The organism is Streptomyces sp. JJ66, from assembly GCF_019303495.1.
Classification (GTDB): Bacteria; Actinomycetota; Actinomycetes; order Streptomycetales; family Streptomycetaceae; genus Streptomyces.
In genome coordinates, this window is the sequence record NZ_JAEVFI010000011.1 from 86,007 (window position 1) to 101,281 (window position 15,275).

Consider the following 15,275-nt stretch of genomic DNA (forward strand, 5'->3'; position numbering starts at 1 on the left):
CACTCACTCCGGTATCACTTTCTCCCCAGCGCGATCCCCACACCCGCCCACCTACTCGCCTATCGTGCCACACTGCGCTCGCCCGCAAAGTCACATTTTTACGTGCAGGAGGAGATCACGACAGCGGTGTTCACCACTGCCAAATTCACAGCTTTCTCAAAGTGCTCCACCCTGAAGCCCCTCTCCCGAATCTTAGGCCCCTAGCAGGCTATAGCGCCTCGCCATTACTTCACAGAGGGGCACTCCAGTTCCTGCAGAGCTCCAGCCATGTAGTCCACAAGGAACCGGGATACATCAGCAGGCGGAGCAGTGCGCGGGGTCCCGTACGGCGGCGCCAGGCTTACTTTTCCGATGACATAGGGCCGTTCCGCAAGACCACACTTGGCGATAATCACCGCATCGTCGCTATCGACTCCTCCTTTTCCTGTGAATTCTAGAGCAATATCTTCCCCATTGTTGAATTTTTCCGAATATTCTTCGAGGGGATGGTGGAATTTTTTTTCCCGGCTGAAGGTGATGCGAACCTCTGGATCGCCGTCAACCTCCAACGTGCAGTTATCCCACTGCACCGGCAGCGCGTGCCCTCTTTGCGTGAGCTCCTCTCCATCGGTCAGAAGCGCACGGACCACTTCCTCCCGCATCGGCACGCCACACACCCGGTCCGGAACCGCGTATTTGTCATCCTCGAATGCACAACTCGTTATACCGGGCAGCGAAAAAAGTGCCATCGCCCACCCCGCTCTGCGCTTCATGTTCGCCTGTCTCCAGCCTTCCCAGTGAAGCGACTGAATAGCCCAAGAGTTCCGCCCACCTGTAGCCTACTGGGCCGCAGGGCTCGTTTCCTCTCCGAGGCTTCCCTCAGCGCCGCACTGGAGCTTCTTCCAAGCGGCATGAGTAAACTGCACTGTGAATTCTTCGATGTACTCACGCCGCTCCACCATACCCTCCGTCGGCGTTTCCCAGAAACGGGTGTCCACAATGAAGTATTTATCGAGCAGACCTGCACATTCAGCAATCACCATCGCACTATCATCGCCGAATGCTGCTTTCCCCGGAAAAGGCAACCGCTCCACCACTTCCCGGTTTTTGAGTTTTTTCTTCGCCGGGTCATGAAAATAATTTACTGCCGGACTGAAAGTGAGATGAGCATCCAGTTTATCCTTAATTCCGATGAGGCAGGTGTCGCGAACACTGGGAAGCCCTGGACCTGCTTCTTCAAATTCCTCACCGTCTTGAAGTGGTGCAGGGAATAGATTCTGATCCATAGTGACACCACAAACAGAAACCGGTTCCTCAGGCTGCCGATTTTCACCACAGCCAGTCGCGAAGTTGGCCGAAAACAACACCACCAGGATGCCAGTTGTAAAATTCCGAGTATGCCAATTCCGGCTGGAAACCGCTTCCACCGCACCATGCGAGCCATAGCGCACTGGTCATGACTCCGCAGAGGGGCAGTTCAGTTCCTGCAGAGCTCCGGCCATGTAGTCCACGGCGAAACGCTCCAAGTCACTTCGAGGAGCAGAGGCGGTTACTCCGCCCGGAGGGGGAACCTGTATATGGGTGATAACGTAGGGGCGTTCAGGCAGTCCACACTCGGCGATAATTATCGCATAATCATCATCCAGTGCGCCAGAACCAGTAAAACTCAGAGGAATATTCTCACCGTTGTGAAAATTTCTCGAATATTCATGCAACGGGTCATAAAACTTTTCTTCCTTACTGAAGGAAAATCTGACCGCTGGCCTATCGTCTACCAGCAGGCCACAGATGTTGTACTTCTCCGGCAACGACTCACCGTACTGAACTAGCTTTGCTCCGCTCGGCAGGACAGCGCGGACGACGCCCTCACGCAACGGCACACCACACACGTACTCTGGTACGGCGTACTGCTCGTCTCCACGCGAACAACCGGAGACCCCTACCAGAAGGGCCAGAAACAGTAGCCCGCTCGCACTCCTACGCTCCGCTGAGATCACTGGTCACCCGCCACACCATCAGCATGGTCATTGCCATTGTAGGCGGCTGTGCCGATCTCATCATATACGCCGTCATGGGGAGAGAATCCCGTCTGATTCTCCGCCCAGTCTCCGTTATACGCGTACCAAGCATCAGCGAGGAGAACCAACTGTTTAGTCCGGAGCCTATACGTATCTTTATGGTCCTCAACCGCTTTCCCATTGATGCGCTCTTGCTCTGATTCCAGCCAATCCGTTTCGAGAATATCGAGTCCACGCTGCGCGGCGTCGCCTACACCTGGTATGCCCGTTATCAACACACCCAAGCCATGGTACTTCCAGTTCTTATCCCATCCCACTTCCGCCAACTCATCCCCCACACGGTTCCCGATAGCATTGTGTCGGGCCTCCTCCAAGAACCCCATCGTGCGGCCCGCACGATGCAGGCTATCTTCAGGGTGGTTTTTTTCGGTTGCGAAATCCTGCATAATGCTATATTGCAACCCCTCGCTCAGGTAGGTGTGCGCATCTTGATCCAGGGAGACCTGCGTCGTCACCTCCAGGAGATGGTCTGAGTTCAGCAGAGGTTCCGCATTCGGAGCAGGGCGGTTGTCGTTGTCGCTCATCGTCGCGTGGACTGAAACGCCGTGGTTGACGAGAACCTTCGCCATATCGTCACGAATCTCGGCGGGGAAGTTCTTTTCGAGATCAGATTTACGCGCGGCAAGGTGCTCCAGAGATTTCTCCAGTACCTTGCGGTGCTGGTCAGTATGGTCAGGAGCCTGGGCCATCTCGCCGCTCGGGTCCATACCCGTGGCCCCGGCTACGAGCGCTTCCCCGACGGCCTCGTATACGGCACTCGGCCCCTCGTAGTCTTCTACATACTCGCCGTAGTGAGGAGTCTCGGGCGCAAAGTCATTAAATTCCGGACGGTCTTTCAGGACCCAAGCGGAGTTGTCGTGTGGCTCTTCGGAGCTAAAGAATTCCGTAGAGGCATCCGGGTTCTTGGATAGGGCAGTCATGAAGCCAGTCATGGGGTCTGTGCCTGCGTCGTTTTCGTCCCCGTAGTGAAGTTGCCCGAAATTGCTATAGGGCAAATCGTCTTTACGCGGCCCGCCACCGATAGTCTTAGATTCTCCCTTTCCGATGTTCTCCTTCTCGTAGGTGACCAGCGCGTCGCCGTAATCGTTGAGGAAGTCCTTCTCGTAGGTGCCGTTACGCATCAGGTTGCTCATGGCCTGGAAGCCAAGCACCGTGTGGTGAGGGCCGGATCGGGGTCCTCCGCCTACGTCCTGGGGGCCGAGTTCCACCACGCGGTCCTTCCACTTCTGCATGGCCTCACTGTCGGAGTGAGAGGCTGTTGCCAGCGTGGCACCGAGGTGGTGCTCGGTGAGCGACAGCAGGTCCATGCGCGCCTCGCGCGAGTCCTGACCATCCTCATCACTTGGTTTCCAGTCATCAAGGGTGGCCGCGTCAGCGTAGAATCCCAGGGTACCTTCCGGACCCATTTCGAGGGCGAAATACTCCGCGAAAACCGGGTCCTCCTCGTTCCGCTTGAGGAGGTCATTGTAGCGACGGAGTTCCTCGTTGCTCAGATCGTCCGGGTCTCGCTTGCTGAGGGCGATGAGTTCGTTCGCGTCCATGATGACTCGCTGCGGATTATCGTAGGTTCCATCGAAACCCTCACTGCGGAAGTTATATTTCTCCTGCGCGTGATAGCGCAGGGCGTCCGCAGTCGCCTGGTCCGTCTCGGATGCGGCAGTCAAGATGGCTCCGATAGCCTCTGCCGCCCCATCGATTTCCGCCTGCGTGGCTTGCTGGTCTTCGCCGTCTCCGGCCCCGTTTGCCGAACAGAAAGCGGGGATCGCTGTACCGTCGGCCGTGATATAGATGTTTTTCTTTTTGGCGTCTTCTACGGCTTCATTCAGATCGTTCTTGTGCCGTACGAACGCCTCGTGTGCTTTTTCGAGGATGGTGTGAATACTTTTCGCCGCAGTAGCCGCGTCACCAAACTCTGCGGCTGTTTTGGTGACGAACTCCTTCGTTACCGTCGCATTCTGCCCGCTCCACTCCGCACCGTCAGCCTTCTTTGCCAGACCTGCCGCGCTGAGGTCACCTCCCTCAGCATCGGCCAGGGTTTTCAGCTTGTCGGTCATATCGCTCCAGTCGGTCACCGCAGACTGGAGCTTGTCCAACCGCAGCTCGCTGAGCTCCGGTACGTCACCATAGTGGCTGTCCCCCGTGCTAATCAGATGAACTCGGAGATGCGCGAGACGGTCATGAGCTTTCCTTCGGCGTCCCGCATGGAGGTGGAAATCTTTTCCTCCTCCTTGGCGTGTGCCGCCTTGGTGTAGTCCAAGTGGTTGGAGATGTGAGCGCAGGCCTCTTTCAACGTGCCGACCTTCGTCTCCCACGCGTCCTGCAACTCCTGCAGTGCGGAGCCCGTGGCCAGGCCATCGGACTTCAGCGCCGTAGCGGCCGCTGTCGTGGCATCGTCGGCGTGAGTCCCGTCCTTGGCCAGGCTCTCGCGTAGCTGGTAGGCCGTCGAACCCAGCGCACCGAGCTCATCGCTGCGGACGATGAGGTCGCGCTGGCCTCCCCCGCCGCCCGTGCCCGCGTCCACGGTGTTCAGGCGTGTCTGGGCGGCCTTTTCCGCCGCCGACGCCTGTGCCTGCTCCCATTCCGTCCACGCCATCTGTGCCCCCGCGTAGTGCTGTTGTGATCCGGCACGAGGTTACAGGGGGGTGAGGTGCAGCGGTCTGGGTGGGGTGAGATTTAGGGCAAGTGGGGTATAACGGGCTTGGCTTTGCGTGCTGGGCGGTGGGGGTGTGGGGGTGAAATGGTGGTGAAGAAGAGGGTGAAACCAGCACAGAGGGTGTGGGGGCTCCCTATAGTGAAGCGGGGATTCCGGTGGCCGTGACTCCTGTGGGGTGCTGACGCCGGGGTCCGGCCCGCCCGTGACCGGGGCGGGTGGCCGACACGGTGGGGGCACTGTGCTTGAACTCAGTTTCAGCGACCGGGCGCTGGCCCGGCTGCGGGTGGCCAAGAGCGTGGACCCGATGTGGGAAATCGCGCTCAGCCTGCATCTGTTGCAGAACCAGGAAGAAGCGCTGGTCTTCGGGCCGTGGCGGCGGGAGGTGCGGGCCGCGCTCCAGGCGGCGGGGCTGACGGCGGCGGTGCGGGGCTTGGCGCTGATCTGCCCCGCCACCGGTTACTTTCCTGATTTCCTCACCCCGGGCCGGGGCGATCCGGATGTGGCCACCGGGGTGGACCGGGTGCTGTCCACGCCTCGGAGCCGGTTGTGCGCGGAGCTCTCCCGGCTCTACCCCCGGGGGCCGGTGCCGCGTGGCGTCCGTGCCCTGGCTCTGGGGGACCCGTCGGCGCTGCGCGGACTGGGCGGCGTCCTCCAGCGGTATCACCAGGTGGCGGTGGCCCCTTATACGGCGGCGATGCGGGGCCAGGCCGCCACGGACCGGGCCCGGCGTGCGGAGGCCGCCCTGGACCGTGGTGCCGAGGGCCTGCTGGCCAGTTACGCCCAAGCGCCGGGGTGGGAACACGAGGGCGGCTACCTGCGCGCGCCCTATCCGCGTGAGCGGTCGGTGGACGTGCAGGACCGGGCGCTGACGGTGGTACCGAGTTTCTTCTGCGTGCGCACCCCGCTGGCGCTGGTGGACGACTCCCTGCCGCCGGTGCTGGTGCACCCCCTGTCCCCGGCGCTGGGCTGGCTCACCCGGCTGCGCGAGGCAGAGGTGAGGCCACCGGTCACACAGCTGGTCGGCTCCTCGCGGGCGGAGATGCTGGAGATTCTGGAGCGGCCGATGACGACGACGGCGCTGGCGGCGGCGCTGCGGCTGGCGCTCTCGACGGCCAGTCGGCACGCCTCGGTGTTGCGGGAGGCGGGGCTGGTGGCCACCCGCCGCGAGGGGAACCGGGTGCTGCACGAGCGCACGGCGCTGGGGCGGGCTCTCCTGGACGGGTCCGCCCCGGCGCCGCGCACCGCTTCCCGCGTCGGCGCCCCACTCCGGGAGCGGGGCGCCGAGGGCGCGGGGCGGGTTCCCGCCGGGCGTCTGGCTAGCAGCGGGGAACGCCAGGCAGCCATGCCTCCTTCACGTCGATGAAGATGTTGGAGATGTACCCGCCGTAGTCCGGCAGGTAGGACCAGGCGTCGTTCTCCCACTCCCGGTAGCGCACCAGCTCGCCCCGCTTCTGGCAGCGCACCCGTACCGTCGTGGGCCGGGGCAAGGTGGCGACGACGGCGGACTTGGTGGTCGCCTGCTGGCGGATGCGCACGTCCGTGCCCCAGGTGGGGAAGGGCGTGGTGTCCCCGCCGTCGGTCCACAGGTAAGTGACCGTCACCCAGCCGTTGCCGCGCAGGCCCACGTTGGCGAAGGTGCCGTCGGCGAGGTCGATGCCGGCCGGGTTGGAGACCTTGCGCCCGTACTGGTCCCGGCCGCCGTTGTAGCCGTCCTGGTAGGCGGCCTGGGCTTCGGGGACGCCGCGCGGGAGGTCCTTCCACTCCTGCCGCTGGCTGGAGGGGTTCCAGTAGTCGTCGCGGGTGTTCCAGGGGCCGACGTCCCACACCGGGGCCGTCTCGCAGCGGGCGGGGCCGCAGACCCGGACCGCGTACTGGTGGCTGCCCTTGGGGGAGAGCGCGCGCCGGGAGGGGAGGGCGACGAAGTGGTCGTTTGGCTGGATGACGTGGCCGTTGGCGGTGGTGTGGCCCACCAGTCCTTCCCGGGTGGCGAAGACCCGTGCGGTCAGCGGCGCCTGCTGGGCGTCCAGTTCGGACCGGGGCACCTCGGGCGGCGTCCCGGCCGCGTCGGCGGTGAAGCTCAGGCCGTGCACGGCGGGGCCGGGGCCGTCCTTGGCGTGGTGCAGCGTCAGCCGGGCCTGGACGGCGGTGGCGGCGCTGGGCAGCGTCACCGCTTCCCCGGAGGTGGCCTCCCGCCACTCGCTCCAGGAGCCGTCCGGGGTGAGACCGCGCACGTCCACGTCCAGCTCCGCTCCCGGCGGGACCTGGGCGTCCACGTCGGCGGTGACGCGGGTGACGGTGGAGCGGGTGCGGTGTTCGGGCAGGGTCTGGGAGCCGTAGCCCCGGCCGGTGCCCAGAGAGGCGGGGCTGAGACCGTCGTCGTGGACGCGCAGCGCTCCCCCGGTGTGCTGGACGTTGACGTCATCGGCGTCCACCTGGGTCAGGTCGGCCTGCCAGGTGTCGCTCTGGCCCGTCGCCGCCCGTGCCGTCGCTGCCTCCGAGGCGGGTGCTCCGGCGGCGGTGGCGGTCTGACCGGTCATCAGCAGGGCGGGCAGCAGGAGCCCGATGGCGCTCAGGACGGCGCGTTGCCGCGTTCTTCCACCACGCATGCGCGGTTCCTTCCGTGGGTGTGGTCGGTGGCGTGCGAGCCGGTGGTGTGCGTGTTCCGGTCGGGGCGGCTCGCGGCGGGTTCCGGTGCCGGCCGGGCAGGGCTCAGCCGCATTCGGGGACGCCCGGCAGCCGCTCGTGCGGGGTGTCCACGTAGACGTTGGTCAGGTAGCCCCCGTACTGCGGCAGGTAGGCCCACCATTCGCTGCTGTAGGGCGGCACTTCGATGCGCTTGCCGCGCTGCTGGCAGGTGACCAGGACGTCCACCCCGGCCGGGAGCTTGGTGACGATGGCGGACGCGGTGGTGGCGTCCGCGCGTACCCGGACGCCCGAGCCCCAGGTGCCGTACCAGTCGCCCGGTGGGCGCTGGGCTCCGGGCACGTTCAGTGAGCTGGCCAGCCGGGTGAGACGGGAGTAGGCGGTGCCGTAGGAGGTGCCGTTTGGGTGGAGGGTGAAGACGGCGACGATGGCCCGGTCGTCCGCGCCCACCGTGCCGGTGGTGTGCAGGGCTTCGCGGACGAGGTCCACTCCGCCCGCCTCGGCCGCCGCGCGCCCAGCGCCGCCGGAGCGGGAGGGGGCGTCGGCCGCGCGGGCGGCGGCGTCCGGGGTGACGGGGGTGTCCGCCGTGCAGCCGCCGGAGCGGAAGCCCGACCATCCCTGCTTGACGGCCCTGGGGTGCTCGAACGCCGAGGCGATGCCGAAGCCCTGGTCGTAGCCGTCCGCCGCGCAGCGTGTCGCCTGGTGCAGGCTGTCCATGATGAGGTCGCGCACCGCACGGGACGCGTCGTCCAGGATGTGCCGGTAGACGCGCACGGTGTCGGCCGCCGTCAGGGCGGTGTACCCCCAGTAGCCCGGGTATCCGGCGGGCGGCGGCGCTGTTCCGGTCAGCCCGAGCCGGGTGACCATGCGCTGGATGATCTGGCTGCCGCCGCGCCGCGCCCAGTAGTGGCTGGCCTGCCGGTCGTCGCTGCTGGTGAGCATGGCCTCCAGCCGCGCGCGGTCCGCCGCCGGTACCTTCTCGCCGGGCCCGAGGTCGTCCAGGACGTCCAGGGCCAGGAGCAGTTTGACGACGGACGCCGACCGGAACTGCCGGTCGGCGTCGTGCTGTTCGGTGAACTCACCGCGCTGGCGGTCGTAGACGGCGATGCCCGCGGTGACACCTGGTGGAAGGTTCACCGCCGGGGGCGCCGCCGCGCGTTCACCGTCACCGGGTCCGGCGGGGGGCTGGGGTCTGGGGGCGCCGCTCGCGGCCAGGGACAGCGATGCGCCGACCAGTCCCAGGGCGAGAGCCAGCACGGTGACCGGTCCCAGGCACCGGCGGGCCGTACGGCGGGGAGCGTGAGGTCTGGTCAGGGCAGCACGGACGCGGGAGAACAGGGGATGCATGAGTCTGCCGTTCCTCATCCGGGAGAGGGAGGACACCACTGCGGAGGCGGTGGTCGCAGGCTCATGCTGAGCCGAACGCACAAGCCTCGCCAAGACATTGCGTCTCAGACGAAACACCGCTTCCCCGGATTGTGGCGGCGCGGTCAGCCCTGCTTTCGTTTCCGCGTCCGGCAGGCACGAAAGCCGCCGGTCACCGCACGCTGCTTCCGTCACGAAGGAGCCCCATGAAACACCGCGGCCGATTGACGGCCCTTCTCGCCATGGCGCTGACCACGCTGCTGGCCCTGCTCGTCACCCCCGCCCAGGCGGAGGACCAGGACGACGCGGCCACGCGGGCTGCCGCCGCCGCGCGCCCCAACTTCAAGGCCCCCTACCCCTGCGGGCAGAAGTGGACCTACAGCCACCACTCCCGCGAGGTACGGCGCGCGCTGGACTTCGTGCGCGCTGACGGCGGTTCCACCGCGGGCAGCCCCGTGCTCGCCTCAGCCGGTGGCACCGCCACCCGCCACAACCAGCCCAGCGGCGCGGGCCGCTACATCGTCATCGACCACGGTAGCGGCTGGAAGACGTACTACTTCCACCTGGCGTCCTACTCGGTGGCCAGCGGCACCCGGGTCAGCCAGGGCCAGCAGATCGGCACCACGGGCAGCACCGGCAACTCCAGCGGTGCGCACATCCACTACGAGCAGCTCCTCAACGGGGTGGGCCAGAACATCACCATCAACGGCAAGGGCCTGCCCTACCCCGGCAGCTACCACCGGAACTACCTGACCAGCGACAACGGCTGCGGTGGCACGGGGAAGCCGTTCACCACCTGGGGCACCGGCGTGCGGGTGCGCGCCGACGCCTACCTGAACTCCCGCATCGTCACCACCCTGTCCGGCCCCACCTCCGTCCGGGTGCTGTGCCAGAAGGAGGGCGACACGGTGCGCGCGGAGGGCTACGTCAACAAGTGGTGGAGCAAGCTGCGTGACCAGCGCGGCTTCGTGAGCAACATCTACATCGACCACCCGGCGTACAAACTCCCCGGCGTCCCCGTCTGCTGACCACCGCCCCAACCCCGGCGGGGCCGCCCCCAGCGGCCCCGCTCCGGCGTTGGCCACTCCGCCGCCCCGGCTCGGGGCAGCGGCGGGTGGCTCGTGCTGATGCGCTGGTCTGGGGTCGGCAGGACGCCGACGGTAGGGGCGGGGGAGAACGCGATCCGGGACATGCGGGGCGGGGCAGCGGGTGGGCTCAGACGCGGGTGACCGTGCCGCATTCGTCCGGAGCGCGGTTCTGCGGGTCCGTCAGGGGGCGGCTGCGGTCGTAGGGGTCCGTGGACGGGCCGGAGGGGGTGGGGTCACCCCGTATTGCCCTTGCCGCTCGTGCGACGCGTGCGCGGTCGGGTCGTACGCCACTCGCTCGCCGTGAAGCATGGGGAGGACGTTGGTGCGTAGGCAAGGTGTCCTACAGCGGGGCCGATACGCGACAGCGGGGATGCGACGCATGCCTGGCGCTCGTATGGAGAGTACGACGCTTCTGCTCAGGCCAACAGCACATTCCGCGCGCCGGCGTACGCCCTCAGGGACGCACCCGCTGGGGAAGACGCGATTGGCAACGCTATGCGCCTGTCTACCGCGTCGGCGCCTGTTTACCGTTGCATCACGTTCTCCGCCGAAGTCATAGCAGGTCTTAGGGCTCTGCCAACGAAAGTGATCCCTCACAAGTTGTAGCTGCCAGCCGCCACCCGTGTTGAGATCACCGTATCCGGCAGCGTCTCCGCGTGCTGCGACGTCGGTGACGAGAACGTGAGGTCGGACCCGTCCGGCCCCTCGGGACCTCCCCTCCGTCCAGACCATTCCTTCATGGCCCGCGCCGGACACCGGTCGTCCTGTGTGCGCCGATCCACCTTGCGCCCCGCCCGATCCAGGAGGCCGATCATGACGGCAGAAGCAGCGGACGTGCCAGAGGCAGTCCACGGCACCGCTCACGCCATGCCGGATTTCCAGCACCCCTTCATACCCCGTGTCCATCCGCGCGCCGCAGAGGCCAACCAGGACGCGGCCCGCTGGGTCAGGGGCCACGGGCTCATCGACGACGACGCATTCACCGACTTTGCCAACATCGCCTTCGGGTATCTCGCAGCCCGGGTTCTGCCCGAGGCCCCGTACGAGCGCGTGCTGACCCTGGCCCGTTGGATGGCCTGGTCCTTCGTCCTCGATGACCAGCACGACCACCTCATCCGCACCGGTGAGCTCGACGCCTGGACGGCCGTGGCCGCGGTCGTCGCCGGACGGCAGGAACCGTCACCCGACGACAACCCGCTGATCCGTGCGTTCGTCGAAGTCAAGAGCCAGGTCCTGGCCGGTCTGCCCGCCTCTGTCCACCCCCGCTACCGCCATCATCTGGCCCAGATGATGGACGCCATGGACCGCGAGGCCGCCCACCGCACCGCCCCGCAGCCGCCGAGCATCGCCGCCTACGTGCTCACGCGTAGGCACAGTTCCATGCTCCCGGCGATGATGGACATCACCGAGGGCGCCCTCGGCGTGGAGGTGCCGCCCGAATCGCATGGCCTGCCCGCGTTCCAGGAACTGCGGTGGAGCGCGATCGACATCGTCTCCTGGACCAACGACATCGTCTCGTACCGCAAGGAGTCCTCCTGCGGCGACGTGAACAACCTCGTTCTGCTCCTGGTACACCAGCACGGCCTGTCTCTCCCCGACGCTGTCGGGCTCGTCACCCAGCGCATCAAGGACCGCGTCCAAGACCTCCTGCACGCCCGCGAACGTCTACCCCGCGCTCTGCAGGTGCTGGGCCTGACGGCGTCCGGTCTTCAGGAGGCCGCACTGACCTGCGCCGACAACCTCCAAGACTGGGTCATCGGCACGGACCTCTGGGAGCGCACCGACTGCACCCGCTACCGCGAGAGCCGGTGGATCAACGGTCACGAAGGCGCCTACAACCGGCCCGATCTCCTCGTCACCAGGACGGCGAGTTCCCCGCCCAGCTCATCGGCCTGACTGCTGCCGCCGAGACCACCCCTTCGGATGCCGCCTCCCGTCGCTCAGGAGCGGACGAAGCAGAAGGGGTGGCCTGCCGGGTCGGCGTAAACGCGGTAGTTGCGCTTGCCGCCGTGGTCGTCGGCGTCCAGGACCTTCGCGCCGAGGTCGAGCGCTCGCACCTGAGCGGCTTCCATGTCGTCCACCAGGAGATCGAGGTGGAGCTGCTGGGAGTCGTGATCGGCGGCGGGCCACTGCGGCGGCCGGAAGCCGGGTGCCCGCTGGAACGCGAGCCGCGAGCCGTCGGGGAGGTAGAGGTCGATCCAGTCGGCGTCGTCCGCGCCCTTGACCTGGCCGCCCAGCAGCTCCGCGTAGAACCGTGCCAGCGGCCTCGGCTCCGGGCAGTCCAGCACCACGACCTGCAAGGTAGCCACAGCCATACGTCCTCCTCGTCTCCTCGGATACCCCTCTCCCGGGTACCCGCTCACGCGCTGCGAGGCGTCAGCCGCCCCGGGTGTACGAGACGAACTCCGCCCATGAGTCGGGGGAGAGCGACAGGAGCGGCCCCTCCGTGTGCTTGGAGTCGCGGACGTGCACCGCCCCGGGCGACGCGGCGATCTCCACACAGTCTGAGCCATGCTCGTTGCTGCTGTAGCTGCTCTTGAACCACGCCAGCTCTGTCATCGCCTCACCTCTCGACTGCGTAGCTCACGAACTCCGCCCACACCGCTGGCGTCAGCGAGAGGAACGGTTCCTCCGTGCGCTTGGAGTCACGGACGTGCACCGCCGTGGGATCAGACGCAACTTCGACACAATCTGTGTCATGTTGGCCGTTGCTGTAGCTGCTCTTGAACCACTTGAGGTGCCTACCTCCAGCGGTCTTCGCTTCGGTGCTCATGTCTCTCCCAGCACTTTCTCGATGAAGGCCAGCGACTCCCTGGGCGTGAGAGCCTGAGCTCGAATGGTCCCATACCGCAGTTCCAACGACTGGACTTGAGGCGGCTTCGAGATGATGCGGGTGAGGTGCTGTACCTCGCAGTATCCCAGCGTGACGCCCCCTCGAAGCTTGAACAGCCTGAAGCTGCCGTCGAGTCCAGCATGTTCCTCTCGGCCTGTCGGCATGACCTGGATTTCGACGTTCCGGAGGTGCCCCACCTCTAGCAGACGCGTCAGCTGCCTGCGGTGCGCATCCCTTCCCTGGAGAGGACGGCGGAGCGTTACCTCTTCCAGGACGAAGCTCATGGCGGGGACCGTTCTCGACCCGTCAAGAATCTCCTGCCTCGCCATGCGAGCGCTGACGTTCCGCTCGATGAGGTCCGCCGCGAGTAGTGGACGTTGCTCTGCGAAGAGGCCGCGCATGTACTCTTCCGTCTGCAAGAGAGCGTGCACAACGTGGGCGCTGTACACTCCCATCTCCACCGAGTCCGCTTCCAGCCTGGCGATGTTGCGGACCTTGCGTGGGTAGCGGGCCTCCTCGACCTCCGTCGTCATCGCCTTGATCTTGCCGCCCGCGTTCAATACCACGTCGGCGCGTGCGAGCATCGTCGCCTTCGGAAGACGTCTGCCGCGTTCGACCGCTGAGATCATCTCCTCGCTGTAGCCGAGCTCGGTGCCCAGCTCGGTCTGGGTCAGGCCCGCGTCCTCGCGCCACAGCTTGATCTGGCGGCCGACCGCACGCATCACCGCGCCGGAGTCGTCCTCCACCTCGTCGTCCAACAGGCCGTCATCGTCCATAACCGCCCACCTCCGTCGTACCGAAGTCAACGCCGCCGCAGAGCACCCGGACACCCCGGACAGGCCGGACAGGCCGGACAGGCCGGACAGCACCCGGACAACCCCCGGACAGCATCCGGACCATTCACCCTCCGTGCGGGCTACGTCACTATTCACGGTACGCCCCAGCACTGACAGTGGGTCAGGTGAACGCAGAAACCACCACCACGACCGAAGACCGCACCCCAGCACACCAGTTCAGCACGCTGCTCTCCCCCACCCGGCGCGGGGCACGGCTCGCACGGCTGCTGACCGTCGCCCACCTGGGCTGTCGGGGCCTGCCCACCGAGCAGGCCGCGACCATCGTTGCGGAGCTGGCCGCCAACGCCGTCCTCCACGGCCGCGTACCAGGCCGGGACTTCCGGCTGGACCTGACCCTCACCGGCCCCACCTTGCGCATCGAGGTCACCGACACCCGCGACGACCAACTACCCGACACCAGCCCACAACCACCCACCCCCCACGCGGAATCCGGACGCGGCCTCCTACTCGTCGCAGCCCTCGCCGACCGCTGGGGCGTCCACACCGGCCCCACCCCGCGCAAAACCGTCTGGGCCGAACTCACCCTCCCCACCTGACCGCCTCCTCACCCCGCTGACGCCAAAGCGCACCCCATGCCATTCTAGAAAGCCCCCGTCTCGGGAGTATCCAAGCCTTGCGGCCGACGCCACGGTCATCGGGATGGACCGAAGAACTATCGGATGCGCTACAAGCACTGCGGTAGCGACGCATATGACATCGCTACCGCAGTGCTCACGCTCCCTTGACCGCTATCGCCGCAACGACACCGATTAGCACGACGGAGAGAAATACCAGATACTGGGTACGGGAGAGAACACGCAGGTTTTCAGGACTGCGTGATCGACGGTAAATGAGTACACTGAAGGCCAGCACGGCACCCAAGGCCAGCAACCATACTTCATAGACCACAGAAAAAATGGCGATCAATGCCAGAATGGTTAGCACGATGGTGATGTTCCGAGAATCGACCTTCACTGTGCACCGTCTCATTCGAGATTGCCCGGTAAGTCTCTCCGGGGCATTGACGGGGTCAGCTCGTTGCCAGATGTGACCCCGTCACCGCAGCTCTTAGATCTTCTTGTACTTACTGCACTTGAAGTACCATGTTTTTTCGGGCCTCTTGGTTCACAACGTTTGCCAGGAGAACCGTACTCCCTTCACCCTCGTGCGTGGTTACCGCGATATTTCCGTTCGCGCGCTTGGGAGCAGATGCAACGATTCCCTCAGAGCTAGAACCGATGACAGACCGGGCAGCATCAGATGGAGTGGCGACGGATTCGGCGATATCCGTGGCTCCAGTAACTTTCTCCACGACAGATGCTGCTCGGGTCACGTCCCGTGAATCAGAGGGCTTCCCCCTGTCACGGCGGCTGGCGATATAGAAGCGAGAATTGCTGCTGTGGTCAGCGCAGCCACCCCGCCCCCAGTACGCAGGCGTGGCATGTTTTCCCCTCCGGAATCAGCCGTGCTCTCTCCGGCCGACCCCATCCCAAGATATACGGCAGACCAGTTCCAAGGTCCCCATGGTCAGTACTTCACCCCGGCCCGATACTGTCGAATCCCCTAGGTCTACAGCAGCGTCTCGCGCCAAGCCGGAGTAACAAGCATGGATACTACAGGTATGTAGCGTGAGTGGACGACCACCCCCGTGCAGGGTTTTGGCCGGTCGTACGCCCCGCGTATACCGCGTATAGCTGACGCGCTGGACGCGGCTGTGGTGTCCTTGTGCGACTACAGCCTCGGTACCCGGGTGGCGCAGGCGTTGGACGGCACACTCGTCACCTACGACGGCAACTGACG

The 15,275-nt window shown here is 65.6% G+C and carries 17 protein-coding genes; 5 read left to right on the forward strand and 12 right to left on the reverse strand.

Features of this window, described 5'->3' with window-relative positions:
- Positions 1 to 224 precede the first annotated feature (224 nt).
- From JJV70_RS10090 to JJV70_RS10110, 5 genes are all read right to left on the reverse strand, one after another.
- Positions 225 to 752 carry a hypothetical protein gene (locus JJV70_RS10090; RefSeq protein ID WP_219047482.1) on the reverse strand — a complete coding sequence of 176 codons (528 nt, stop codon included), beginning with the start codon at positions 750 to 752 and terminating at the stop codon, positions 225 to 227.
- Positions 753 to 818: 66 nt separating this feature from the next.
- Positions 819 to 1,406, reverse strand: coding sequence for a hypothetical protein (locus JJV70_RS10095; RefSeq protein ID WP_219047483.1), 588 nt, complete (start codon positions 1,404 to 1,406; stop codon positions 819 to 821).
- Between the two features lie 27 nt (positions 1,407 to 1,433).
- Entirely contained in the window at positions 1,434 to 1,787 is a 354-nt protein-coding gene (locus JJV70_RS10100) for a hypothetical protein (protein WP_219047484.1), read from the reverse strand.
- A gap of 185 nt (positions 1,788 to 1,972) precedes the next feature.
- Positions 1,973 to 4,111: a DUF6571 family protein gene (locus JJV70_RS10105; RefSeq protein WP_257573692.1), complete on the reverse strand. Its 2,139-nt coding sequence runs from the start codon at positions 4,109 to 4,111 to the stop codon at positions 1,973 to 1,975.
- Between the two features lie 92 nt (positions 4,112 to 4,203).
- Positions 4,204 to 4,650 carry a hypothetical protein gene (locus JJV70_RS10110; protein ID WP_219047485.1) on the reverse strand — a complete coding sequence of 149 codons (447 nt, stop codon included), beginning with the start codon at positions 4,648 to 4,650 and terminating at the stop codon, positions 4,204 to 4,206.
- Positions 4,651 to 4,948: 298 nt separating this feature from the next.
- On the opposite strand from JJV70_RS10110, the gene JJV70_RS10115 reads away from it, so the two are divergent.
- A complete protein-coding gene (locus JJV70_RS10115) occupies positions 4,949 to 6,073 on the forward strand; it encodes a helix-turn-helix domain-containing protein (RefSeq protein WP_219047486.1) in 1,125 nt (374 codons plus the stop codon).
- Here the strand turns inward: JJV70_RS10115 and JJV70_RS10120 are convergent.
- Complete coding sequence (locus JJV70_RS10120; RefSeq protein ID WP_219047487.1) at positions 6,027 to 7,316, reverse strand: hypothetical protein; 1,290 nt, start codon at positions 7,314 to 7,316, stop codon at positions 6,027 to 6,029. The genes JJV70_RS10115 and JJV70_RS10120 overlap by 47 nt on opposite strands.
- A 103-nt stretch (positions 7,317 to 7,419) precedes the next feature.
- Complete coding sequence (locus tag JJV70_RS10125) at positions 7,420 to 8,607, reverse strand: hypothetical protein (protein ID WP_257573726.1); 1,188 nt, start codon at positions 8,605 to 8,607, stop codon at positions 7,420 to 7,422.
- A gap of 317 nt (positions 8,608 to 8,924) precedes the next feature.
- On the opposite strand from JJV70_RS10125, the gene JJV70_RS10130 reads away from it, so the two are divergent.
- A complete protein-coding gene (locus JJV70_RS10130) occupies positions 8,925 to 9,746 on the forward strand; it encodes a M23 family metallopeptidase (RefSeq protein ID WP_219047488.1) in 822 nt (273 codons plus the stop codon).
- A gap of 873 nt (positions 9,747 to 10,619) precedes the next feature.
- Positions 10,620 to 11,702 (forward strand): terpene synthase family protein, encoded by a 1,083-nt coding sequence (locus JJV70_RS10135; RefSeq protein ID WP_219047489.1) that lies wholly within the window; start codon positions 10,620 to 10,622, stop codon positions 11,700 to 11,702.
- Positions 11,703 to 11,746: 44 nt separating this feature from the next.
- Here JJV70_RS10135 and JJV70_RS10140 read toward each other — a convergent pair whose 3' ends face one another.
- The 4 genes from JJV70_RS10140 to JJV70_RS10155 form a co-directional block, all read right to left on the reverse strand.
- On the reverse strand, positions 11,747 to 12,121 hold the full coding sequence (locus JJV70_RS10140; protein ID WP_219047490.1) for a VOC family protein: 375 nt from the start codon (positions 12,119 to 12,121) through the stop codon (positions 11,747 to 11,749).
- Positions 12,122 to 12,182: 61 nt separating this feature from the next.
- Positions 12,183 to 12,365, reverse strand: coding sequence for a DUF397 domain-containing protein (locus JJV70_RS10145; protein ID WP_219047491.1), 183 nt, complete (start codon positions 12,363 to 12,365; stop codon positions 12,183 to 12,185).
- A gap of 4 nt (positions 12,366 to 12,369) precedes the next feature.
- The gene (locus tag JJV70_RS10150) at positions 12,370 to 12,579 is read right to left on the reverse strand and encodes a DUF397 domain-containing protein (protein ID WP_219047492.1); all 210 of its coding nucleotides are present in this window, start codon (positions 12,577 to 12,579) and stop codon (positions 12,370 to 12,372) included.
- Positions 12,576 to 13,415 carry a helix-turn-helix transcriptional regulator gene (locus tag JJV70_RS10155; RefSeq protein WP_219047493.1) on the reverse strand — a complete coding sequence of 280 codons (840 nt, stop codon included), beginning with the start codon at positions 13,413 to 13,415 and terminating at the stop codon, positions 12,576 to 12,578. The genes JJV70_RS10150 and JJV70_RS10155 overlap by 4 nt, the downstream gene beginning before the upstream one ends.
- Positions 13,416 to 13,600: 185 nt before the next feature.
- Here JJV70_RS10155 and JJV70_RS10160 point away from each other — a divergent pair, with 185 nt between their 5' ends.
- Positions 13,601 to 14,032, forward strand: a complete 432-nt coding sequence (locus JJV70_RS10160; RefSeq protein WP_374227272.1) for an ATP-binding protein — start codon at positions 13,601 to 13,603, stop codon at positions 14,030 to 14,032.
- Between the two features lie 175 nt (positions 14,033 to 14,207).
- Here the strand turns inward: JJV70_RS10160 and JJV70_RS10165 are convergent, their stop codons facing one another.
- Entirely contained in the window at positions 14,208 to 14,450 is a 243-nt protein-coding gene (locus tag JJV70_RS10165) for a hypothetical protein (RefSeq protein ID WP_219047495.1), read from the reverse strand.
- Between the two features lie 673 nt (positions 14,451 to 15,123).
- Between JJV70_RS10165 and JJV70_RS10170 the strand changes: the two genes are divergently transcribed.
- Positions 15,124 to 15,273, forward strand: a complete 150-nt coding sequence (locus JJV70_RS10170) for a hypothetical protein (RefSeq protein ID WP_219047496.1) — start codon at positions 15,124 to 15,126, stop codon at positions 15,271 to 15,273.
- Positions 15,274 to 15,275: the final 2 nt, after the last annotated feature.